Origin of the sequence: Ruegeria lacuscaerulensis, assembly GCF_013033355.1 — a bacterium.
Taxonomy (GTDB): Bacteria; Pseudomonadota; Alphaproteobacteria; order Rhodobacterales; family Rhodobacteraceae; genus Ruegeria; species Ruegeria lacuscaerulensis_A.
In genome coordinates, this window is record NZ_WQDY01000007.1 from 181,416 (window position 1) to 203,815 (window position 22,400).

A 22,400-nucleotide genomic window follows, 5' to 3' on the forward strand; every position below is an offset into this window, starting at 1 on the left:
CTGAAAGCAGGACGCACATGACCCAGACATCCGAGACCACCAGCTACAAGGACATCAAGAGAACGGTCCTGTCTCGTATTCGGTCCGGGGATTGGGGGCCGGATTCTCTGCTGCCCAACGAACAGGATTTGGCCGCCGAGTTTTCATGTACCCGCACCACAGTGAACCGCGCCCTGCGCGAACTGGCCGACGAAGGATATCTTGAGCGTCGTCGCAAAGCAGGCACACGGGTTCTGAGCGCCCCTCAGAGGCAAGCCAGATTTACCATTCCGATGGTCCGAGACGAGGTTGAGGCCCTTGGCGGGACCTATCGCTATGCGTTGGTCTCTTCGGCTCGGGAAAACGCGCCCGACTGGCTGGCGGCCCGGCTGGCATTGCGTACGGGGCAACCGGTGATGCATGTCAGGTGCATGCACTTTTCGGGCAACACGCCATTCCAATACGAAGACCGTTGGATCGTCGTCGATAGCGTTCCGCAAGTGATGCAAGCGGATTTCTCGCAGATCGGACCGAATGAATGGCTGATCCAGACAGTACCTTTCACAAATGTCGAACTGACGTTCCTGGCCAGCCGTGCCGACGCAATGGTTGCCGGATTTCTGGACGTTCCTGAAGGCGAGCCCGTTTTCACCGGTGAGCGCATCACTTGGCTGGAAGGCCAGCCTGTAACTTTCGCCAAGATGTATTTCGCGGCCGGCTACCGCATGACGACGCAGTTCTGATTTCGTCACGAATTGGCTTTACCGTCCTGCCGATCCGCGCCAGATTTCCACGAAATTGATCTGGCGAAAGGAACATCTGTCATGAGCAACCCGCTTTACGATCGCTTGTTCGGCATTCACGCGGGCAAAGACACACCGTTCCTGCATCTTCCGAACGGTCAGACTGTGACTCATGCCGATTTTCTGGACATGTCAGCCCGGCTGGCCAATGCGCTGATCGGGTATGAGCTTGAGCCCGGCGACCGTGTGGCTGTTCAGGTGGAAAAATCCCCCGAGGCGCTGGCGCTGTACGCCGCCTGCGCGCAGGCCGGACTGATCTTTTTGCCTCTCAATACCGGCTACACCACGGCCGAGCTGCAATATTTCATCGAAAACAGCGAAGCCGCGCTAGTGGTTTGCGATAACGCGAAATCCAAGGGTCTGGCCCCCATTGCCACTGCCCAAAACGCTCGGCTGGAAACACTGAACGCCGATGGATCGGGCAGTTTGATGCGACGCGCGCTTGGGATGCTGCCCGCGTTTGAACCCGTGCGCCGGTCCGAGGAAGATCTGGCCGCCTTCCTGTATACCTCAGGGACAACCGGGCGCTCCAAGGGAGCGATGCTGTCGCAGGCCAACCTGCTGTCGAACGCGGAAACGCTGGTGCGGGAATGGCGGTTCAGCGCAGATGATGTGCTGCTGCACGCCTTGCCGATTTTCCACACGCACGGGCTGTTTGTGGCGACGAATGTGGTGCTGGCCTCGGGTGGGTCTATGATCTTTCTGCCGAAGTTCGATCTGGATGACATGCTGCGCCTGATGCCGCAGGCGACGTCAATGATGGGGGTGCCGACCTTCTACACCCGCCTGTTGGGGGATGATCGGTTCACCGGTGATCTGGCCCGGCATATGCGACTGTTCATCTCGGGCTCGGCCCCCTTGCTGGCGGAAACCCATGAGCGGTTCGAAACCCGTACCGGCCACCGCATCCTTGAACGCTATGGCATGACTGAAACCAACATGAACACCTCGAACCCCTATGACGGCGAGCGCCGCGCGGGCACAGTTGGCTTCCCCCTGCCCGATGTCGAATTGAAAGTGACCGACCCCGAAAGCGGAGAGACCCTGCCGCAGGGTGAGATCGGCATGATCGAGGTGCGCGGTCCGAACGTCTTTCAGGGTTATTGGCAAATGCCCGAGAAAACCACCGCTGAGCTGCGCGAGGATGGGTTTTTCATCACCGGCGATCTGGGTCGAGTGGACGCCGATGGCTATGTCCATATCGTCGGGCGCGGCAAAGATCTGATCATCTCGGGCGGGTTCAACATCTATCCAAAGGAACTTGAGATGCTGCTGGACGATCAGCCCGGCGTGTTGGAAAGCGCGGTGATCGGCGTGCCACACCCGGACTTTGGCGAAACGCCTGTCGGCCTGCTGGTGGCGGAACCCGGCGCAACACCTGATCTGGACGCGATCATGGCCCGTGCGCAGGCCGAGTTGGCGCGGTTCAAACATCCCCGCAAGCTGATCGTTCTGGACGCGTTGCCGCGCAACACGATGGGAAAGGTGCAGAAAAACGCCCTGCGCGAGCGTTTCGCCGAACTCTTCACCTAAGCGGCACGCGTCCCGTCGGGGTCAAAAGCCGGCACTTGCGATCCTCAAATACCGCCGTGGCCAAGGGGCGGCCATAGCCTGCGCCCGCATCCAGATTTACCCGGTTGCCGCAATGCTCGGCCTGATCGACGGGCGTGTGGCCATGGACAATCAGCCACGGATGCGGCGCGGCTTCGATCAGGAATTCGTTGCGGATCCAGATCAGGTCATTCTCGGATTGCTGCTCCAGCGGAAGGCCCGGCCGGATACCCGCGTGAACGAACAGCATTTCGCCCTCTTGGTGATAGTTCGGCAGAGCATTGAGGAAATCCAGATGCTGCGGTGGAACAGTCTCGACCGCGCGTTGATGGACATGGATGATGCGGTCATTGTCGGTGATATCCACACCGTAAGAGGCCAATGTCTCGCGCCCGCCCAAACGCGGATGCAACCAACTGAGCGTGACCGGCAAGTGGCTGTCCGCGACCTCGCAATCCTGCACGAACCGCGCCATCATCCGGTCGTGATTGCCCCGGACCATGACCCAGTTACGCCCCGCACGCTGACCTTCGTTCAACAGGTCAAGAACGCCGCGACTGCTCGGACCACGATCAACATAGTCACCAAGAAAGACCACACGCGCATCCGGCCCGCCATCCGCTTCGATCCGCGCCAGGGCGTCTTTCAGCATGTCAAGCTGCCCGTGGATATCTCCGATGGCATAGATGGGGGGCTTCACGGCTTTACCTTTCCTGAAACTCTGCTGTCTTGTGGCGCATCTGAGTAACTTAAAAAAAGACAATGCCCGCGCATTCATCGGCGCGGGCATCAGTTGTTTCCTCTTTGCCGCAGATCAGGCCACGTCAAATACCAAAGGCTTGATCTGAGTGAACAGCCCGGTTTCGGCCAGCTTGGCGCGCGCTTCAGCCGGGACCGGCTCATCGACATAGAGCAGCGCGATGGCCTCGCCCCCTGCCTCGGACCGGCCAAGGGTAAAGTTCGCGATATTCACATCGTTCTCGCCCATCGTCTGACCCAGCGCACCGATGATGCCCGGCACGTCTTCGTTGGTGGTATAGAGCATATGCGCCCCGACCTCGGCGTCGATATTGATGCCCTTAATCTGGATGAACCGGGGCTTGCCATCGCTGAACACTGTCCCACCGATCGAACGTTCGCGTTTCGAGGTGACAACGGTGACTTTGATATAACCCTCAAACGCACCGGACTTGTCCTGATTGGTGGTCGAAATCTTGATCCCGCGTTCCTTGGCAACGACCGGCGCCGAGACCATGTTCACATCGGGATTGACCTTTTTCATGATCCCCGCAACCACGGCGCAGTTCAGCGCGGCCAGGTTCATCTCGGCGGCCACACCATCATAGAGGATGTTGATCGCCTTGATCGGTTCATCCGTCATCTGGCCGATGAATCCACCCAAATGCCCGGCCAGCTTGATCCACGGGCCCATGATCTTGGCCTCTTCGGCGGTGACGCTGGGCATGTTCAGAGCGTTTTCAACAGCCCCGGTCAGCAGATAGTTCGAGATTTGCTCGGCCACCTGCAACGCTACGTTTTCCTGCGCCTCGGTCGTGGCGGCGCCCAAATGCGGCGTGCAGACGACGTTGGGCAGGTTGAACAAAGCGTTTTCCTTGGCCGGTTCCTCGCTGAACACGTCAAAGGCCGCACCAGCCACATGGCCCGAATGCAGCATCTCGGCCAGCGCGTCCTCATCAACCAGACCCCCACGAGCACAATTGACGATGCGCACGCCCTTCTTGGTCTTGGCCAGATTCTCGCGGCTCAGGATGTTGCGGGTCTGGTCGGTCAGAGGCACGTGCAAAGTGATGAAATCGGCGCGGGCCAGCAGGTCATCCAGTTCGACCTTTTCAACACCCATCTTGGCGGCTTTCTCTTCGCTGAGATAGGGATCATAGGCGACGACCTTCATCTTCAGGCCCAGCGCGCGCTCACAAACGATGCCGCCAATGTTGCCTGCACCAATGACACCGAGGGTCTTGTTGGTCAGCTCAATCCCCATGAATTTGGACTTTTCCCACTTGCCGGCGTGGGTCGAGGCGCTGGCCTCGGGGATTTGCCGCGCCACGGCGAACATCATCGCAATGGCATGTTCGGCGGTGGTGATCATGTTGCCGAACGGCGTGTTCATCACGATCACGCCTTTTTTCGAGGCCGCTTCCTTGTCGACATTGTCTGTGCCAATCCCGGCGCGACCGATCACTTTAAGATTGTCGGCTTTCTCCAACAGGGTCGGCGTGACCTTGGTGGCCGAGCGGATGGCAAGGCCGTCATACTGACCGATCACCTCGGCCAGCTTGTCTTTGTCCTTGCCCAGATCGGGCATGAAATCCACATCAATGCCGCGATCGCGGAAAATCTGCACGGCGGTTTCGCTGAGCTTGTCAGATACGAGTACTTTGGGGGCCATTTCTCTGGTCCTTGAATATAGGGAGATGTCCGGGCCACAGGCGGGCCCAGATTTTTCGTCGAAAAATCTTGTCAGGCGGCTGCCGATTGCGCAGCGATCTCGGCCTCAAAGGCCCAGGCCAGCCAGGGCAGCATGGCCTGAATGTCCGAGGTCTCGACCGTGCCGCCGCACCAGATGCGCAGGCCCGCAGGGGCATCGCGATAGGCACCTATGTCCAGCGCAATATTCTCGGCTTCCAGCCGTTTGGCCACGGCCTTGGCAAAGGTCGCGCCATCCTGAATGCGAGGATCGGTGAATTTCAGGCAGACGGACGTGTTCGATTGCGTCGCCACATCCTCGGCCAGATTGGCGATCCAGTCGTTCTGGTCACAAAACGCATGTACCGCACCGGCATTGGCATCGGCGCGGGCGATCAGGCCCTGCAAGCCACCCACCGAACGCGCCCAGTCCAGCGCGAACAGGTAATCCTCGACCGCCAGCATCGAGGGCGTGTTGATCGTGGCCCCGGTGAAAATGCCATCAATCAGCTTGCCGCTTTTGGTCAGGCGGAAAATCTTGGGCAGCGGCCATGCGGGGGTGTAGCTTTCCAGTCGCTCCACCGCACGCGGGCTGAGGACCAGCATGCCATGCGCTGCTTCACCACCCAGCACCTTTTGCCAGCTAAACGTAGTCACATCCAGCTTGTCCCACGGCAGGTCCATCGCAAAGGCAGCCGAGGTTGCATCACAGATCGTCAGACCCTGACGGTCATCCGCGATCCAGTCGCCATTGGGTACTCGCACGCCCGAGGTCGTGCCGTTCCACGTAAACACCACATCGTTGACGAAATCGACCGAGGCCAGATCGACGATCTGTCCGTACTCCGCCGTTTTCACCTCGGCGTCGATTTTCAGTTGCTTGACCACGTCGGTGACCCAACCGGCACCAAAGCTTTCCCACGCCAGCATCTCGACCTTGCGTTCGCCCAGCAGCGACCAAAGCGCCATCTCGACCGCGCCGGTGTCCGATGCGGGAACGATACCGATTTTGTAATCCGCCGGAATACCCAGCACCTCGCGCGTGCCTTCGATGGCCGCTTTCAGCTTGTCCTTGCCCACGGCAGCACGGTGCGACCGGCCCAGCGCGGCATCGGCCAACTTGTTCAGATCAAATGTGGGGGGTTTGGCGCAGGGGCCCGAGGAAAAACGCGGATTCGCCGGCCGCGTAGCCGGTTGTTCAATGCTCATGTGTATTACCCTTCCAGATACACGCCCCTCGTTGGGGAGGGGTGTCCCGCCGCCACACCTAGAAACCCCTCGGCAGTGCAGCAAGCAGAAAAGACGTTTGAATGCCGAAAAACGACATCACTTTTCGCTCCGCACACGGTCATAGGTTTCCGATAGGCGAAAAGATTTGCGCGCCATGAACATTCACGCGGCGGGGTTGACTGTTTTTTAGGCACTCTGTCTCGCGTCCCGACGGAAAAGCCACCGAACTCTTGAGATCGCGCAGCCACCCGGTGAAAAGGTGCCATGCCAGACACCCTGACCATTGTCGTAGTAGAGGAAGACCGCGAGCGTGCGATTGCCATCGTCGACGCACTCAACGCGTCCGGGGCCTATGATGTGCACGTGATCGGCAATGTCTCCAGCCTTGCGCGCAAGATTGCCGCCTTGATTCCGGATGTGGTGCTGATCGACATCGACAACCCGACCCGCGATATGCTTGAGGAACTGACGCTTGCATCCGGGCCTCTAGAACGGCCCGTGGCCATGTTCGTCTCGGGCGCAGCCGGAGATCTGGCCTCGACCGCGATTGAGGCGGGCTTGTCGGCTTATGTGGTTGACGGGATGCAGCCGGATCGGCTGAAGCCCGTGCTGGATGCCGCCATCGCGCGGTTTCAGATCGTGCGCCAGATGCGCCGCGAACTGGCCGAAACCAAACGTGCGCTGGAGGAACGCAAGGTGATCGACCGCGCCAAGGGTCTGCTGATGAAGGCGCGCGGGGTTGAGGAAGAAGAGGCCTATGCCCTGCTGCGCAAGGCCGCGATGGATCAGGGCCGCCGCGTCGCCGACGTGGCCGAGGCGTTGGTCACGGCCTCGGGGCTGTTGTCATGAACGCTGTGACGCTGCCCGTTGCTTATGTTCCGCTGGTGGACGCCGCCCCCTTGATCGTGGCGCATGAGATGGGTCTGGCCCGGGCTGAAGGGATCGAACTGGACCTGATCGCAGCGCCCTCATGGTCATCCGTGCGCGATATGCTGGCCTTTGGGCGGGTGGATGCCGCGCACCTGCTGTCGCCGGTCCCTGTTGCCATGGCCTTGGGGCTGGGCGGGGTGACACAACCCTTGTCCGCCGTGTCGGTCCTATCGGTAAACGGCGATGTGATCGGTGTTAGCCGCGCGTTGGAGATCCGCTTGCGCGACGCAGGCTATGAGTTCGATTTCCGCGATCCGTTCAAGGCCGCTACTGCGCTGGCCTCGGTCGCGGATGGGCCATTGGTCTTCGGCGTGCCCTTCCCGTTCTCGCTGCATGTGGAACTTCTGCATTGCTGGCTTGAGGCCACCGAACTGTCCAAAATCGGGGTCGAGGTGCGCACCATCCCGCCGCCGCTGATGGCGCAGGCCTTGGCCGAGGGTGATGTGGATGCGTTCTGTGTGGGTGAACCCTGGGGTTCGGTCGCTGTGGAATCGCAGGCGGGGGCGTTACTGCTGCCCGGTCAGGCGATCTGGGCCTTTGCGCCGGAAAAGGTGCTGGCCGTGCGCACCGACTGGGCGGATACCGAGCCGCACCTGCTGGGCAAGCTGATGCGGGCCGTCTGGCGCGCCGGACGCTGGCTGGGCCAGCCGGGCAGCCACACCGCCGCCGCTGAAATCCTTGCCCGAGACACCTATCTGAACCTGCCTTCGGAACTGATCGACCGGGCGCTCTCGGGGCGCTTTACCATCACCGGCCACGCCGAACAGCGCGAGGTGCCGGGATTTGTCGAGTTCCACGACGGGGCCGCAAACTTCCCATGGCGCAGTCAGGCCAAGTGGATCGCCCACCGTCTGGCGCAAAGATACGGTCTGGACCCACATCTGGCGCTGGCCCAAGCGGGCAGCGTGTTCCGCAGCGATATCTACCGCAATCAACTAGCAGGATTGGGGGCCGATCTGCCCGGTGCGTCGGAAAAGCTGGAAGGCGCGATTCGTGAGACCACGCCCGTTGCTTCCCATAACGGGCAGCTGTCGCTAAAGCGGGATGCGTTCTTGGATGGGCGCATTTTTGATCCTCAGGATTTCTGACGCCTAAGAATTAGGCAGACGCGAGCGCAACACCGCGCGATTGCAGCATTTAACGCCGCGTTGCAGCAAAATCGCTTGATCGGCAACGGCGCATTTACCACTCTGGACCCATCGGCACACAAAGGCGTGTGTCGCAAGAATTCCTCCCAAAGTTTGGGAACGACTGAGCAAAGCCGCTCACTCTCTGGTCACCTCCTCCCGGCCAGAGCGTGCAGCGGCTTTTTGTTTTTCACCCGCCCGGTTGACCGGGACCAAGAAAGGGACAGACCCACATGAAGAAATTGCTTGCAGGCCTTGTCGCCACCAGCGCCCTGATCAGCCCCGCGTTGGCAGAAACGCTGGAGCTGGAGAAGGACGAGCTGACCTTTGGCTTTATCAAACTGACCGACATGGCCCCGCTGGCCGTGGCTTATGAGAATGGGTACTTCCTGGATGAGGGCCTGTTCGTAACGCTCGAAGCGCAGGCCAATTGGAAAGTGCTGCTGGACGGCGTGATCGACGGACAGCTGGACGGTGCGCACATGCTGGCCGGTCAGCCGCTGGCCGCAACTATCGGATACGGCACCGAGGCGCATATCATCACCCCCTTCTCGATGGACCTGAACGGCAACGGCATCACCGTGTCGAACGAGGTCTGGGAAGAGATGAAGCCGAACATTCCGAAAATGGATGACGGTCGCCCGCAGCACCCGATTTCGGCCGAGGCGCTGGCGCCGGTGGTCGAGAAATACAACTCCGAAGGCAAGCCCTTTAACATGGGCATGGTCTTCCCGGTTTCGACCCACAATTACGAACTGCGCTACTGGCTTGCCGCTGGCGGCCTGCATCCGGGCTATTACAGCCCTGAAAACGTAACCGGCCAGATCGGCGCGGATGTGTTCCTGTCGGTGACGCCTCCGCCACAAATGCCGGCCACATTGGAAGCAGGCACCATCTATGGCTATTGCGTAGGTGAACCGTGGAACCAGCAGGCCGTGTTCAAAGGCATCGGCGTGCCGGTCATCACCGATTATGAGCTGTGGAAGAACAACCCCGAAAAGGTCTTTGGCATAAATGCCGAGTTCGCCGAGCAGTACCCCAACACCACCCGCGCTGTTACCAAAGCTCTGATCCGCGCTGCGATGTGGCTGGATGAAAACGACAACGCCAACCGCCCCGCCGCGGTCGAGATGCTGAGCCAGCCGGAATATGTGGGTGCTGACTATGACGTGATCGCGAATTCGATGACCGGTACATTCGAGTACGAGAAAGGCGACAAGCGTGAAGTGCCCGATTTCAACGTCTTCTTCCGCTATAACGCGACCTACCCGTTCTATTCGGACGCCATCTGGTACCTGACCCAGATGCGCCGCTGGGGCCAGATCGCCGAACCGCAGACCGACGCGTGGTATGACGAGGTCGCCAAGTCCGTCTACCGCCCGGACATCTATCTGGACGCCGCCAAAATGCTGGTCGACGAAGGCCTGGCGAATGAGGCCGACTTCCCCTGGGACAGCGACGGCTACAAGGCCCCCACGCCCGCCGAGGATATCATCGACGGCATTCCCTATGACGCCCGTCAGCCCAACGCCTATCTGCAAAGCCTGCCGATCGGCCTGAAAGGCGAACAGGTCGTCGTCGGCACCGAAGTTCAGGGTTAACTCCCCTGCCTCCCGGCCCTTGGTGGCTGGGGGGCTTCCCCATTCACACAGAATTCCACCCCCGCCCGGCGCTGAACGACCGGGCCAGGAGACCGCAAGATGACAGCCATCGACCACGACACGCTATCCGCTGATGCTGAACGCGAGGCCCGACGCGCCCGCCTGTTCACCCGGATCAACGCCGCCGATAAATGGTTTCAGGTTCTGGGCTTGGCTTGGATCACCCCCATCCTGAAGGCCGGTGCAGGCGACAACCCGCGCGCCCAGATGAGCGAGATTTGGCGCCTGCTGGTCGTGCCGCTGCTGGCCATCTTCGCCTTCCTTCTGATGTGGGGCACGCTGGCACCCAAGGTGCAAACCTCGCTTGGCGCGGTGCCTGGACCGGCGCAGGTTTGGTCCGAGGCTGTCAGCCTGCATCAGGACGCGCAGGCCAAGGCCGCCAAAAAGGCCAAGTTCGAGGCCATGGTCGAAAAGCGCAACCAGAAGTTCATCGACGCGGGCCAGCCCGAAAAAGTCAAAGAGGTCGCCTATACCGGCGCGCCGAGCTACTACAACCAAATCTGGACCTCGATCAAAACCGTGTTCTTCGGTTTTCTGATCGCCACCATCGTTGCTGTTCCGCTGGGCATCGCTGCGGGCCTGTCGCCCACCGCAAATGCGGCGCTGAACCCGCTGATCCAGATTTTCAAACCCGTCTCGCCGCTGGCCTGGCTGCCAATTGTGACCATGATCGTCTCGGCCGTTTACGTCACCAATGACGGCTGGTTCGCGAAATCCTTCCTGATCTCGGCCATCACCGTGACGCTGTGTTCGCTGTGGCCCACGCTGATCAACACCTCGCTGGGTGTGGCGTCGATCGACAAAGACTTGGTGAACGTCTCCAAAGTTCTGAAAATGAACACCTATACCAAGATCACCAAGCTGGTGCTGCCCTCGGCCCTGCCGCTGATCTTCACCGGCCTGCGTCTGTCGCTTGGCGTTGGCTGGATGGTTCTGATCGCGGCTGAAATGCTGGCGCAGAACCCCGGTCTGGGCAAGTTTGTCTGGGATGAGTTCCAGAACGGCTCGTCCAGCTCACTCGCCAAGATAATGGTTGCCGTCTTTACCATCGGCATCATTGGCTTCCTGCTGGATCGCGTGATGTATGCGCTGCAGTCGCTGTTTACCTTCTCGAACAACCGGTGACCCAAATGGCTGTGATCGACTTCAAGAATGTCAGCAAATCTTTTGGCACCGGCACCGCTGCGACGGATGTGCTGAAAGACATCAACCTCTCGGTTCAGGAAGGTGAGTTCGTGGTACTGCTGGGCTTTTCCGGCACCGGCAAGACCACGCTGATCAACCTGATGGCGGGGATCGAATTCCCCTCCAAGGGCAGCGTAACCTTTCGCGACAAAGCCATCACCGGCCCCGCGCCGGAACGGGGGGTGATCTTTCAGAACTACTCGCTGATGCCGTGGCTGACGGTGACGGGCAATGTGCGGCTGGCCGTGGACGCGGTCTTTCCCAAGATGCCCAAGGCTGAGAAAGAGGAAAAGGTTGCCCACTACATCCGCATGGTCGGCCTTAGCCACGCCGCTGGTCGCCGCCCTGCCGAGCTGTCGGGTGGGATGCGGCAGCGGGTGAACGTGGCCCGTGCTCTGGCGATGGACCCCGAGGTTCTGCTGCTGGACGAGCCCCTGTCGGCGCTGGATGCATTGACCCGTGGCAATCTGGCGGAAGAGATCGAAAAGATCTGGGAGGCCGACCGCAAGACCTGTGTCCTGATCACCAATGACGTGGACGAAGCGATCCTGCTGGCCGACCGCATCATCCCGCTGAACCCCGATGGCACGTTGGGGACCGAGTTCAAGGTCTCGATCCCCCGCCCCCGCGACCGGTCCGCCATGAACCATGACGAGACGTTCAAGGCCCTGCGTGGCGAGGTCACGAAATACCTGATGGATGTGGGGATCGAAGCCAAGGTCGAAGGCACCAAGACCCTGCCCGACGTCACCCCGATCCACGGTGTCCCGGCAGCGGTGAAAGAGGCGCAATCGGGTCTGATCGAAGATCGCTATCTGGATTTCAGCCAGTTGCACAAGGTCTACCCCACACCCAAAGGCCCGCTGACCGTGGTCGAGGATTTCAACCTGAAACTCAACCGAGGCGAGTTCATCTCGTTGATCGGCCACTCGGGCTGCGGCAAGTCCACGGTGCTGACCATGGCCGCCGGTCTGAACGAAATCTCCCAGGGTGCGATCAAGCTGGATGGCCGCCACGTCGAGGGCGCCGATCCGGAACGCGCCGTGGTGTTCCAGTCGCCCTCGCTGTTCCCTTGGCTGACCGCCAAAGAAAACGTCTCGGTCGGTGTGGACCGCGTATATCCGCGCGCCAGCCAGGCCGAGCGGCAGGATGTTGTGGAATATTACCTCGAACGGGTCGGTCTGGCCGATGCGATGGACAAATCCGCCGCCGACATGTCGAACGGGATGCGCCAGCGTGTTGGCATCGCCCGCGCCTTTGCCCTGTCGCCGAAACTGCTGCTGCTGGATGAACCCTTCGGGATGCTCGACAGCCTGACCCGATGGGAGCTGCAGGAGGTTCTAATGGAGGTCTGGTCACGGACCAAAGTCACCACGATCTGCGTCACCCATGATGTGGACGAGGCGATCCTGCTGGCTGACCGCGTGGTGATGATGACAAACGGCCCGCAGGCCACCATCGGCAAGATCACCAATGTCGACCTGCCGCGCCCGCGCACCCGCAAGGCGCTGCTGGCCCATCCCGACTACTACGAATACCGGCAAGAGGTGTTGGATTTCCTTGAGGAATACGAGCACGGCGCGAAACCCAAGCCGAAAACCCCTTCCCCCAAAGCCATCGCTGCGGAGTGACTGACATGAAACAGAAACTGGTTGTCATCGGAGCCGGCATGGCCTCGGGCCGGGTGCTGGAGCACCTGACCGACGCTGCCCCCGATGCGTTCGACATCACCCTGTTCAACGCCGAACCACGCGGGAACTACAACCGCATCATGCTGAGCCCGGTTCTGGCAGGCGATCAGACCTATGAAGAGATCGTCACCCATGACGACACTTGGTACGCGGAGCGCGGCATCGCCTGTCGATTCGGCGAGAAAGTGGTCAAAATTGACCGTGATCTGAAGGTGGTCGAAGGCGAGTACGGCCATGTGCCTTACGACAAGCTGATCTTCGGCACCGGATCGAACCCTTTCATGATCCCGATGCCGGGGCATGATCTGGACGGCGTCATCGCCTATCGCGATCTGGAAGACACAGAACAGATGATGGGCATGGGCGCGGGCAACAAGGTCGTCGTGATCGGCGGCGGTTTGCTGGGGCTTGAGGCCGCCGCAGGCATGGCCGCGCGCGGAGCTGATGTGACCGTCGTGCATATCATGGGCCACTTGATGGAACGTCAGCTGGACCCTGCTGCAGGGTATCTGCTCAAGAAATCGCTGGAAGAAAAAGGCATCACCGTTCTGCTGAACGCCAAATCGACCGAAATCGCGGGCAAGGATGGCAAGGCCCGGGCGCTGTTGTTGGAGGACGGCACGGAATTGCCCTGCGACCTGTTGGTGATGGCTGTGGGCATCCGACCCAACACCGCGCTGGCGCAGGAAACGGGCCTTGCCGTGGGTCGGGGTATCCATGTGGATGACCAGATGATCACCTCGGACGCCGATATCTATGCCGTGGGCGAATGCGTCGAGCATCAGGGCGAGGTCTTTGGCCTTGTCGCGCCGCTGTACGATCAGGCCAAAGTGCTGGCGCAGACCCTGCTGGGCGAGGATGCGGCGTTCAAACAACGTTCGCTCTCGACCAAGCTGAAGGTCACCGGCTGCGACCTGTTCAGTGCAGGGGACTTTGCCGAGGGCGAGACCCGCGAGGACATCGTCTTCCGCGACCCTGCTCGCGGCGTTTACAAACGGCTGGTGCTAGAAGGCGACACGCTGGTTGGCGCGGTTATGTATGGCGACACCGGCGACAGCAACTGGTTCTTTGGCCTGATCCGCGATGGCGAGGACGTGTCCGAGATGCGTGAGACGCTGATCTTCGGCCCGGCCTATCAGGGGGGCGGCTCTGCGGACCCTCTCTCAGCCGTTGCAGCATTGCCGCCTGAGGCGGAAATCTGTGGCTGCAACGGCGTTTGCAAATCCGACATCACCACCGCTATCGAAGGCGGCGCAACCGATCTGGGCGCCATCCGCGCGACCACCAAGGCCAGCGCCTCCTGCGGAACATGCACCGGACTGGTTGAGCAACTGCTGCAGGTCACACTGGGCGATGACTTCCAGATGTCCACTGCACAGCCCATCTGCGGCTGCTGTGACCTGACCCACGAAGACGTCCGTCGCCTGATCAAATCGCAAGAGCTGAAAAGCCAGGAGGCCGTCTGGCAGGAGCTGGGCTGGAAGACGCTCAACGGCTGTCATGTCTGCCGCCCGGCGGTGAATTACTACCTGCTGGCCGACTGGCCGGTGGAATATCAGGACGACCCGCAAAGCCGCTTCGTCAACGAACGCAAACACGCCAACATCCAGAAAGACGGCACTTTCAGCGTTGTGCCCCGAATGTGGGGCGGCATCACCAACCCGGCGGAACTGCGCGCCATCGCCGATGCGGCCGAGAAATACGATGTGCCCACTGTCAAAGTCACCGGTGGTCAGCGTATCGACCTGCTGGGCGTGAAAGGGTCCGACCTGCCCTATATCTGGTCCGATCTGAACAAGGCCGGGCTGGTCTCAGGTCACGCCTATTCCAAGGGTCTGCGTACGGTGAAAACCTGTGTCGGCACCGATCACTGCCGGTTCGGCACGCAAGACAGCACGGGCCTCGGCGTGAAGCTTGAGAAAATCCTGTGGGGTTCGTGGACGCCGCACAAGCTGAAGCTGGCGGTCTCGGGCTGCCCGCGCAACTGCGCCGAGGCGACCTGCAAGGATATCGGTGTGGTCTGTGTGGACTCGGGCTTCCAGATCAGCATCGGCGGCGCGGCTGGCATGGATGTCAAGGAAACCGAACTGCTGGTGCAAGTCCCCACAGAGGACGAGGCGATCGAGGTCGTGATGGCCGTTACCCAAGCCTATCGCGAGGGCGGTAAGTATCTGGATCGTTTGTATAAATGGATGGCGAAGGTCGGCCTCGACTGGATCAAGGAAACCGTGGTGGATGACCTCGAAAACCGCCGCGCATTGGTTGAGCGGTTTGAACTCAGCCAATCCATCTATCGCAAAGACCCATGGGCCGAGCAGGCCAAAGAGGCCCCGCGCTTTGCGCCCATGGCCGATCTGACACTGGAGGCCGCAGAATGAGCTGGATCGACATCGGGCATATCGACGACATCCCCCTGCGCGGCGCGCGCGTGGTGAAAACGCCCGTGGGCTGCATCGCCCTGTTCCGTACTGCCAAAGATGAGGTCTTTGCCGCCTCGGACACCTGCCCCCACAAGGGCGGTCCGCTATCTGAGGGCATCGTGCATGGCCAGTCCGTCACCTGCCCGCTGCACAACTGGGTTTTCGACCTGAACTCGGGTCAGGCACAAGGCGCGGATGAAGGCCAGATCGCCACCTACCCGGTGCAGCTGGACGGAGAGCGCATTCTGCTCGACAGCACCTCATTGGGGCAAAGGAGCGCCGCGTGAAAGACCTGAGTGCCTGCGCCACACGCTCGACCTGCCCTTATTGTGGGGTGGGCTGCGGGGTTCTGCTGCAACCGGATGGCGCGGGTGGCCTGACCGTCACCGGCGACCCGGATCACCCGGCCAATCAAGGGCGGCTGTGTTCCAAAGGCTCGGCTTTGGCCGAAACGGTGGGCCTGTCGCAGCGACTGCTAGCACCCTTGGTAGCGGGCAAAGAGACTGGCTGGGACCACGCGCTGCAACTGGTCGCGGACCGGTTCCGCGAGACCATCGCCGAACACGGGCCGGATTCAGTGGCTTTCTATGTATCGGGCCAGTTGCTGACCGAGGACTACTATGTCGCCAACAAGCTGATGAAAGGTTTCATCGGCTCGGCCAATATCGACACGAATTCGCGGCTGTGCATGGCCTCAACCGTTGCGGGCCACAAACGCGCTTTTGGCACCGACACCGTGCCCGGCACTTATGAGGATCTGGACGAGGCCGATCTGGTCGTGCTGGTCGGATCCAATCTGGCGTGGTGCCACCCGGTTCTGTATCAACGCCTGATGGCAGCCCGGCAGGCGCGCGGGACCAAGATCATCGTTGTCGATCCGCGCCGCACGGCGTCCTGTGACAGCGCCGATCTGCACCTGCCGCTGGCCGCGGGCAGTGATGTCGCACTGTTCAACCATCTGCTGTCACAAATCGACACTGCCGGTTTGGTGGATGTGGATTCCCTGACCCACACCACCGGTATTCATGAGGCGCTGGACAGTGCGCTGGCCGACGATGTGTCGGTCACCAGGCTCAACCCCGACGATATCGCGCAGTTCTGCCAGATGTGGATGGGCACTGAGAAGGTCGTGACGATCTTCAGTCAGGGCGTGAACCAATCCAGTTCGGGCAGCGACAAGGTCAACGCGATCCTGAACTGCCATCTGGCCACGGGGCGGATCGGCAAGCCCGGCTGCGGGCCTCTGTCGGTCACCGGTCAGCCCAACGCGATGGGTGGGCGCGAGGTCGGCGGTCTGGCCAATATGCTCGCCTGTCATCTGGATATCGAAAACGCCGATCACCGCGCCGCCGTGCGCGATTTCTGGTCGGCCCCGGCCATGCCCGAGGCCCCGGGCCTCAAGGCCGTGGACCTGTTCCGCGCCGTGGGCGACGGGCGCGTCAAGGCGCTGTGGGTGATCCACACGAACCCCGTGGTTTCAATGCCCGAGGCGGACGCGGTGCGCGATGCTATCGCCGCCTGCCCGTTCACTGTGGTCTCAGACATAACGGCCCGCACCGATACGGCGCGGCTGGCCGACGTGCTGCTGCCTGCGGCCGCGTGGGCCGAAAAAGACGGCACAGTCACCAATTCCGACCGCACGATCAGCCGACAACGTTCGGTCCTGCCCGCACCGGGACAAGCGCGCGAGGATTGGGACATTCTGGCCGAGGTCGGACGACGAATGGGATGGGTCTCGGCTTTTGACTATCAAACGCCCGGAGAGATTTTTCGTGAGTATGCAACCCTGTCCGGCATTGCCGCCAAGTTTGGACGCGATTTCGATATCTCGGGCCTCAGCGACTTGGATGCTGTGGGTTATGACGCTCTTCAGCCGACGCGCTGGCCTGTCACCGCGACACGGCAGGGCGGGCGGTTCTTTGCGGATGGGCAATTCTATCACCCCGACGGCAAGGCGCGGCTTTTACCAGTTACATGGCGCGCGCCTGCGGCCAAAACAGAACCGCGCTATCCGTTCTGGCTGAACACCGGTCGGCTGCGCGACCAATGGCACACGATGACCCGTACCGGTATGTCCGCGCGCCTGTCCGCGCATCTGCCCGAGCCGTTTTTGGACATTCACCCCGATGATGCGCACGTTACGGGGATAAACCCCGCCGATCTGGTGCAGGTCGCAAGCCCGCATGGAACATCCATCCTGCGGGCGCGGATTACCAGCGATGTCACACAAGGACAGGTCTTTGCGCCTATACACTGGACCGGAGAAACCGCCCCTTCAGCCCGGATCGACGCCGTGGTCGCTGCGGCGACCGACCCTGTATCCGGGCAGCCCGAAAGCAAAGCGTCCGTTGTAAATGTCACCCGGTTCAACGCCGAGTGGTACGGGTTTGCGGTGTCAGATCGCGAAATGCAGCCGTCCTGCGAATATTGGGCGAAGACCCCCACCAAAACCGGCTATCGCGCTGAGCTGGCCGGGATGGGCACAATAAATGACTGGCAAACCACCGCGCGTGATCTTTTCGGATTGCCCGAGGCGCAGACAACCATAGTTGAGGACCCGGCGCGCGGCATGGCGCGGCTGGCGTTTCACGAACACGGACAACTGGTCGCTGCACTGTTCATTTCGCCCGAGCCAGTGGCGGTGATGCGCGACTATCTTGCGACTCTGCCACAGGTGCCCGACCTGCTGTCAGGCCGCGCGCCGGCCGACCGGCCCGATCCCGGTCCGGTCCTGTGTTCCTGTTTCGACGTAGGCGTGAACACCATCCTGACCGCTATTGAGACCAAAGGGCTGATGAGCGTCGAAGCCATTGGTGAGGCGTTGCAGGCCGGAACGAATTGCGGCTCATGCCGCCCGGAACTGGCGAGCCTGCTTGCGTCAGCACATCAGAAAGAGGCCGCTCAGTAGTTCTAGAACCAAACCGCCTCTCCGGTCTCCAGCGCCTTTTGCGCGGCCAGACCCATGCGCACAGCCCACATCCCGTCCTGCAGAGTCACCTCGGGGGCGGGTTTATCACCACGCAGGACGGCTAGGAATCCTTGATGCTGATAGAAAGTAGACCCGTTATGGTCACCCGCGGCCAATAGCGTTGGATCAACGGGGATGTCCTTGGCGACCGGTCCCTTGGGCGCACGTGGGCTAACGATCAGTTGCGGCACCGGCGCATCACCAAGATGCTCGGGCCAGAAACGGCCGGGTCCGGGCACCTGCGCTTCAATCTTGGCGTCTGGTCCGACGGCCGAGATCTCCTCCTGATACCGCGCGCCTTCGGCGAACATACACAGCTCCAGCATTGCTCGCGCGCCCGAGGCGAAATCGACCATGACATAGCCATGGTCCAGAATGTCGGGTGTTTCTCCGTCATACGCCTCGTCCAAATGATTGACAGCCTGCCCCCCGCTGGCTGTCACGCGCACAGGGTCCGATTGCAGGATCAGGCGCATGAGGTCGAAGAAGTGACAGCATTTCTCGACAAAGGTACCGCCCGTATTGCGGTTGAAGCGGTTCCAGTTGCCGACCTTTTCCAGGAAGGGAAAGCGGTGCTCCTTGATGGTCAGCATTTTGACACCGCCGGTCACCTGCGCCCCCTCAATCAAGGCTGCGATGGGCGGCATATAGCGATACTCCATCGCCACCCAGATCGGATGAGGGTAGTCACGCTGGATGGCGTCAAGCCGCGCCGCATCTGCCGGGTCGGTGAACAGAGGTTTCTCGACCAGCAAAGGCAAAGGTCGCACCCGCGCGATCTGCTCGATCTGGTCCACGTGCAGATGGTTGGGGCTGGCAATCACGATGCAGTCCAGATCATCCACGGCCAGCAGATCTTCGACCGAACCCACCATCTGCGCATCCGGTACAATCGTCTGCGCTGCCTTGGCCATCGCGGCATCGGGTTCGAAAATCGCCGAGACGCGCGTACCTTCCAGCAACGCGATATTATGCAGGTGTTCCTGCCCCATCATACCGCAACCGATCAGCCCGTAATGGATGGTCCGGGTCATGCGTTTTTCCTTTTATTTCAGACGTTGGACATAGGTGGCCCGATCCGGGTCGAACCACGTTTTTGAAAACTCGACCGGTTCTGGCCCCTCGGACCAGCTGAACCGCTCAATATAACCGGCCGTTTCGCCAGCGGGTTTGGTGAAGGTCTCAGGCGTCCAATGGGGCAGCGCACGGACCGATACCCGATCCTCGGCCCGCGTGATCCAGAACCCAAGCTGCTGCTGGTAATAGCGATAAAGCGAATCCGACAGCAGCGCCTGATCGACCTTTCCGGCGGAATCATCCAGCCAGATTTCCTCGACTGCGATGATTGTGTCATTCAAATAGCGCATCCGGCGCACTCGCGACCCCTTGGGCGATGTACCGAATTCCGGCAGATCGGAGGGCTTTTCCAGATGATCCACCGACAGGATATCTGCGCGCGGCAGGCCCCCGCCTTCGGGTAGTTCCAGCCGGAACATCGCATAAACGCTGTTCTGCGTCCCGGTCTCGCGGATGTAATTGCCCGAGCCTTGGATACGCTCCAACATCCCTTTTTTCTCAAGCTCCGCCAGCGATTTTCGCAGCGTCCCGACCGAGACATTGAGGTTCGCAGCCATGTCTCGTTCGGGTGGCAAACGTTCACCGTCGATCAGCCGACCCGCGGCAATGTCGCGGATCAGAAGCTCGGCGATCTGCACATAGATCGGCAGCGCGTTGGGGTTGCGGCTGTTGGCAGTCATTTTCGAGGTGCTTCACCGAGTCGTGGAAAAAATTGATACACTATTGATCTACATCAAAGTGATTGCTACGCAAGAGGAAAGTCAAAAGATGCACGGAGAACGAATCAAATGACCATCGTCCCCATCACATCCCCCGATCTGGATGCGGCCGAGGTTTCGTGGTTCGCCGCGCTGTGCTCAGACGATTATCAGTTTCTGGGTGTCCCGGATGGTGACCTGCGATCGAGTTGGGAGCATTGTTCCGGCATCGTCCGCGAGGCCGAGGCGCAAGGGTTCCGCAACATCCTGTGCCCGTCTTCCTATCAGGTCGGTCAGGACACGCTGAGTTTCGTGGCTGGCTGCGCGCCGATCACCGACAAGATCAATTTGCTGGCCGCCGTGCGCTGTGGCGAGATGCAGCCGATCATGCTGGCGCGTACAATTGCAACGCTGGATCACATGCTGCAAGGGCGGCTGACGGTGAACATCATCTCGTCTGATTTCCCCGGCGAGAAAGACGATAGCGCGTTCCGCTATCAGCGGTCCCGCGAGGTGGTCGAGATCCTCAAGCAAGCTTGGACTCAGGATGAGATCAACCATTCGGGTGAGGTCTATAACTTCTCTGGCCTGACCACTGACCCGGCCAAGCCCTATCAGACTGGGGGTCCGCTACTGTATTTCGGAGGCTATTCCCCCTCTGCGCTCGATCTTTGCGGCGAGCATTGCGATGTCTACCTGATGTGGCCCGAAACCAAGGATCAACTGGCCGAACGGATGAAGGCCGTTCACGCCGTGGCTGAAAACTACAACCGCACGCTGGATTACGGTCTGCGCGTTCACATGATCGTCCGCGATACCGAAGCCGAAGCGCAGGAATATGCGGACTACATCGTTTCGAAGCTGGATGACGAATATGGCCGTGCGATCCGGGAGCGGGCGCTGGATTCAACCTCACTGGGCGTGGCGCATCAGGCCAAAAACCGTGATCTGGCGGATGAGTATGGCTATGTCGAACCGGGCCTGTGGACCGGCGTTGGGCGCGCGCGATCCGGCTGCGGCGCGGCTTTGGTCGGGTCGACCGATCAGGTGATGTCCAAGATCGAAGAATACCAGAAGATGGGCATCCGCGCTTTCATCTTCTCAGGCTATCCGCACATGGATGAGGCCAAGCATTTCGGGACCCGCGTCCTGCCCAATCTGAAAACCTGCTCGCTGCCCGAAGAATACGGGCGCGTGCCTGCAAAGACCCCGGCCACCCCGCTGGGCAATGGAGTTCGTCGCTGATGCACCGTGTGAAACTATCCGACACGCTGGAACTGAGCCGCATTGTATATGGCATGTGGCGCATCGGGGATGACGATGACACATCGGCCGCGCATGTCGAGGCCAAGATACAAGCCTGTCTGGATCAGGGGATCACCAGTTTCGATCAGGCAGATATCTACGGCGACTACACGGCCGAAGGCATTCTGGGTGCCGCCCTGCGCGCCAATTCGACCCTGCGGTCAAAGATGGAGATCGTCACCAAATGCGATATCGTCGCGCCCTGCGGACGGTATTCGGACGCGAAGGTCAAGTACTACGACACTTCGCGCGCGCATATCCTGAAATCGGTCGATACTTCTCTGACCGAGATGGCCATCGACCATATTGACCTGTTGCTGATCCACCGTCCTGATCCGTTCATGGACCACCATGAAACCGGCGCCGCACTGGATGAGGTGGTCGCCAGCGGCAAGGTGCGCGCTGTCGGCGTGTCGAACTTCCGTCCCTGGGACTGGAACCTGCTGCAATCGGCGATGAAGACGCCGCTGGTCACCAACCAGATCGAGCTGTCTCTGGGTCAGATCGACCCTTTCACCAATGGCGATCTTGCCTTTCATCAGCAGCACGGCCAGCACGTTATGGCGTGGTCTCCGCTGGGGGGTGGGTTGCTGATGGCCGGAAACCCTCCGGTCGGCATAGTTGCAGATGAGATAGCTGCCGAATTCGGCGTGGATCGCGCGGCAGTCGCCATCGCTTTCCTATTGGCGCACCCAGCAGGAATTCTTCCGGTTATGGGCACGAACAATCTGGACCGGATCAAAAGCATCTCGGACGCATTGAAAGTAAATCTGGATCGCGAAAGCTGGTTCCGCCTGTACGAGGCGGCGCTGGGGCATGAGGTACCATGATGAACGCAATCTCAAAGGACATCACTCACACATTCGTCCCGCACAAAGACGACACCCGCACCTTGCGGGACGCTTTTGGCAAGTTTGCGACCGGCGTGACCATCGTCACCTGTGACAGCGACGATGGCCCGGTCTGCATCACCGCCAACAGCTTTTCATCGCTGTCGCTGGACCCCCCGTTGGTGATGTGGGCAGGCGACCGCAATTCGCGCCGGTTCCCCTATTTCCACAAGGCGCGCCATTTCAGCGTGCACGTGCTATCGTCGGAACAGGCCGATCTGTGTTTTGGCTGCTCGAAAGACGCATTCGCTCTGCGGGATATCAACCACGACCGCTGCGGGAACGGAACACCTCTGCTGCCGGATTGTCTGGCGCGGTTTGAGTGCGAACAGCACGCCTATCACGATGCAGGCGATCACGTGATCGTGGTGGGCAAAGTCCTGAAAGTCAGCATGGCGGACGGAGACGCGCTGACCTTTTACGCCGGGAAACTCGGCCAATTCGCGCAGCACTAGGCG

The 22,400-nt window shown here is 60.7% G+C and carries 18 protein-coding genes; 13 read left to right on the plus strand and 5 right to left on the minus strand.

The features are described from left to right. Positions 1 to 17: 17 nt before the first annotated feature. Together GOW48_RS13985 and GOW48_RS13990 are read left to right on the plus strand one after the other, a co-directional pair. Positions 18 to 722 carry a GntR family transcriptional regulator gene (locus GOW48_RS13985; protein ID WP_170754690.1) on the plus strand — a complete coding sequence of 235 codons (705 nt, stop codon included), beginning with the start codon at positions 18 to 20 and terminating at the stop codon, positions 720 to 722. An 81-nt stretch (positions 723 to 803) separates the two neighbouring features. Continuing rightward, complete coding sequence (locus tag GOW48_RS13990; protein WP_170754692.1) at positions 804 to 2,315, plus strand: malonate--CoA ligase; 1,512 nt, start codon at positions 804 to 806, stop codon at positions 2,313 to 2,315. Here GOW48_RS13990 and GOW48_RS13995 read toward each other — a convergent pair. The 3 genes from GOW48_RS13995 to GOW48_RS14005 form a co-directional block, all read right to left on the minus strand. Then, positions 2,308 to 3,033 (minus strand): metallophosphoesterase family protein, encoded by a 726-nt coding sequence (locus GOW48_RS13995; protein ID WP_331251822.1) that lies wholly within the window; start codon positions 3,031 to 3,033, stop codon positions 2,308 to 2,310. The genes GOW48_RS13990 and GOW48_RS13995 overlap by 8 nt on opposite strands. A gap of 114 nt (positions 3,034 to 3,147) precedes the next feature. After that, positions 3,148 to 4,743, minus strand: coding sequence for a phosphoglycerate dehydrogenase (gene serA, locus GOW48_RS14000; RefSeq protein WP_170754694.1), 1,596 nt, complete (start codon positions 4,741 to 4,743; stop codon positions 3,148 to 3,150). A gap of 71 nt (positions 4,744 to 4,814) precedes the next feature. Further along, positions 4,815 to 5,969 carry a phosphoserine transaminase gene (locus GOW48_RS14005; RefSeq protein WP_170754696.1) on the minus strand — a complete coding sequence of 385 codons (1,155 nt, stop codon included), beginning with the start codon at positions 5,967 to 5,969 and terminating at the stop codon, positions 4,815 to 4,817. Between the two features lie 285 nt (positions 5,970 to 6,254). Here GOW48_RS14005 and GOW48_RS14010 point away from each other — a divergent pair, with 285 nt between their 5' ends. The 8 genes from GOW48_RS14010 (at position 6,255) to GOW48_RS14045 (ending at position 17,912) form a co-directional block, all read left to right on the plus strand. Beyond that, positions 6,255 to 6,839 (plus strand): ANTAR domain-containing response regulator, encoded by a 585-nt coding sequence (locus GOW48_RS14010; protein WP_170754698.1) that lies wholly within the window; start codon positions 6,255 to 6,257, stop codon positions 6,837 to 6,839. Next, positions 6,836 to 8,008, plus strand: coding sequence for an ABC transporter substrate-binding protein (locus GOW48_RS14015; protein ID WP_170754700.1), 1,173 nt, complete (start codon positions 6,836 to 6,838; stop codon positions 8,006 to 8,008). Before GOW48_RS14010 ends, GOW48_RS14015 begins: the two co-directional genes overlap by 4 nt. Before the next feature lie 272 nt (positions 8,009 to 8,280). Then, positions 8,281 to 9,648 carry a CmpA/NrtA family ABC transporter substrate-binding protein gene (locus tag GOW48_RS14020; RefSeq protein WP_170754702.1) on the plus strand — a complete coding sequence of 456 codons (1,368 nt, stop codon included), beginning with the start codon at positions 8,281 to 8,283 and terminating at the stop codon, positions 9,646 to 9,648. 99 nt (positions 9,649 to 9,747) lie between these two features. After that, positions 9,748 to 10,833, plus strand: a complete 1,086-nt coding sequence (locus tag GOW48_RS14025; protein ID WP_170754704.1) for an ABC transporter permease — start codon at positions 9,748 to 9,750, stop codon at positions 10,831 to 10,833. A 5-nt stretch (positions 10,834 to 10,838) separates the two neighbouring features. Beyond that, the gene (locus GOW48_RS14030) at positions 10,839 to 12,524 is read left to right on the plus strand and encodes an ABC transporter ATP-binding protein (protein WP_170754706.1); all 1,686 of its coding nucleotides are present in this window, start codon (positions 10,839 to 10,841) and stop codon (positions 12,522 to 12,524) included. 5 nt (positions 12,525 to 12,529) lie between these two features. After that, positions 12,530 to 14,962, plus strand: a complete 2,433-nt coding sequence (gene nirB, locus GOW48_RS14035) for a nitrite reductase large subunit NirB (protein WP_170754708.1) — start codon at positions 12,530 to 12,532, stop codon at positions 14,960 to 14,962. Next, positions 14,959 to 15,291, plus strand: coding sequence for a nitrite reductase small subunit NirD (nirD, locus tag GOW48_RS14040; RefSeq protein ID WP_170754709.1), 333 nt, complete (start codon positions 14,959 to 14,961; stop codon positions 15,289 to 15,291). Before nirB ends, nirD begins: the two co-directional genes overlap by 4 nt. Beyond that, positions 15,288 to 17,912: a molybdopterin-dependent oxidoreductase gene (locus GOW48_RS14045; RefSeq protein WP_170754711.1), complete on the plus strand. Its 2,625-nt coding sequence runs from the start codon at positions 15,288 to 15,290 to the stop codon at positions 17,910 to 17,912. The genes nirD and GOW48_RS14045 overlap by 4 nt, the downstream gene beginning before the upstream one ends. A gap of 2 nt (positions 17,913 to 17,914) precedes the next feature. Here GOW48_RS14045 and GOW48_RS14050 read toward each other — a convergent pair whose 3' ends face one another. After that, entirely contained in the window at positions 17,915 to 19,006 is a 1,092-nt protein-coding gene (locus tag GOW48_RS14050; protein WP_170754713.1) for a Gfo/Idh/MocA family protein, read from the minus strand. A gap of 12 nt (positions 19,007 to 19,018) precedes the next feature. After that, positions 19,019 to 19,729: a GntR family transcriptional regulator gene (locus GOW48_RS14055; protein WP_170754715.1), complete on the minus strand. Its 711-nt coding sequence runs from the start codon at positions 19,727 to 19,729 to the stop codon at positions 19,019 to 19,021. A gap of 108 nt (positions 19,730 to 19,837) precedes the next feature. On the opposite strand from GOW48_RS14055, the gene GOW48_RS14060 reads away from it, so the two are divergent. Genes GOW48_RS14060 through GOW48_RS14070 form a run of 3 tightly spaced genes read left to right on the plus strand, consistent with a single transcriptional unit; the run spans position 19,838 to position 22,397 of the window. Beyond that, positions 19,838 to 20,992: an LLM class flavin-dependent oxidoreductase gene (locus GOW48_RS14060; protein WP_170754717.1), complete on the plus strand. Its 1,155-nt coding sequence runs from the start codon at positions 19,838 to 19,840 to the stop codon at positions 20,990 to 20,992. Next, positions 20,992 to 21,882 (plus strand): aldo/keto reductase, encoded by an 891-nt coding sequence (locus GOW48_RS14065; protein WP_170754719.1) that lies wholly within the window; start codon positions 20,992 to 20,994, stop codon positions 21,880 to 21,882. The genes GOW48_RS14060 and GOW48_RS14065 overlap by 1 nt, the downstream gene beginning before the upstream one ends. After that, positions 21,882 to 22,397 carry a flavin reductase family protein gene (locus GOW48_RS14070; protein ID WP_170754721.1) on the plus strand — a complete coding sequence of 172 codons (516 nt, stop codon included), beginning with the start codon at positions 21,882 to 21,884 and terminating at the stop codon, positions 22,395 to 22,397. Before GOW48_RS14065 ends, GOW48_RS14070 begins: the two co-directional genes overlap by 1 nt. Positions 22,398 to 22,400 lie beyond the last annotated feature (3 nt).

Excerpts from the sequence above, each read along its gene's own strand:
- GOW48_RS14015 (WP_170754700.1), top strand. The coding sequence starts at position 6,836 with ATGAACGCTGTGACGCTGCCCGTTGCTTATGTTCCGCTGGTGGACGCC.
- GOW48_RS13985 (WP_170754690.1), top strand. The coding sequence starts at position 18 with ATGACCCAGACATCCGAGACCACCAGCTACAAGGACATCAAGAGAACG.
- GOW48_RS14065 (WP_170754719.1), top strand. The coding sequence starts at position 20,992 with ATGCACCGTGTGAAACTATCCGACACGCTGGAACTGAGCCGCATTGTA.
- GOW48_RS14005 (WP_170754696.1), bottom strand. The coding sequence starts at position 5,969 with ATGAGCATTGAACAACCGGCTACGCGGCCGGCGAATCCGCGTTTTTCC.
- GOW48_RS14030 (WP_170754706.1), top strand. The coding sequence starts at position 10,839 with ATGGCTGTGATCGACTTCAAGAATGTCAGCAAATCTTTTGGCACCGGC.
- GOW48_RS14010 (WP_170754698.1), top strand. The coding sequence starts at position 6,255 with ATGCCAGACACCCTGACCATTGTCGTAGTAGAGGAAGACCGCGAGCGT.
- GOW48_RS14055 (WP_170754715.1), bottom strand. The coding sequence starts at position 19,729 with ATGACTGCCAACAGCCGCAACCCCAACGCGCTGCCGATCTATGTGCAG.
- GOW48_RS14050 (WP_170754713.1), bottom strand. The coding sequence starts at position 19,006 with ATGACCCGGACCATCCATTACGGGCTGATCGGTTGCGGTATGATGGGG.
- GOW48_RS14060 (WP_170754717.1), top strand. The coding sequence starts at position 19,838 with ATGACCATCGTCCCCATCACATCCCCCGATCTGGATGCGGCCGAGGTT.
- GOW48_RS14070 (WP_170754721.1), top strand. The coding sequence starts at position 21,882 with ATGAACGCAATCTCAAAGGACATCACTCACACATTCGTCCCGCACAAA.
- nirB (WP_170754708.1), top strand. The coding sequence starts at position 12,530 with ATGAAACAGAAACTGGTTGTCATCGGAGCCGGCATGGCCTCGGGCCGG.
- GOW48_RS14020 (WP_170754702.1), top strand. The coding sequence starts at position 8,281 with ATGAAGAAATTGCTTGCAGGCCTTGTCGCCACCAGCGCCCTGATCAGC.
- GOW48_RS14025 (WP_170754704.1), top strand. The coding sequence starts at position 9,748 with ATGACAGCCATCGACCACGACACGCTATCCGCTGATGCTGAACGCGAG.
- GOW48_RS13990 (WP_170754692.1), top strand. The coding sequence starts at position 804 with ATGAGCAACCCGCTTTACGATCGCTTGTTCGGCATTCACGCGGGCAAA.
- nirD (WP_170754709.1), top strand. The coding sequence starts at position 14,959 with ATGAGCTGGATCGACATCGGGCATATCGACGACATCCCCCTGCGCGGC.
- serA (WP_170754694.1), bottom strand. The coding sequence starts at position 4,743 with ATGGCCCCCAAAGTACTCGTATCTGACAAGCTCAGCGAAACCGCCGTG.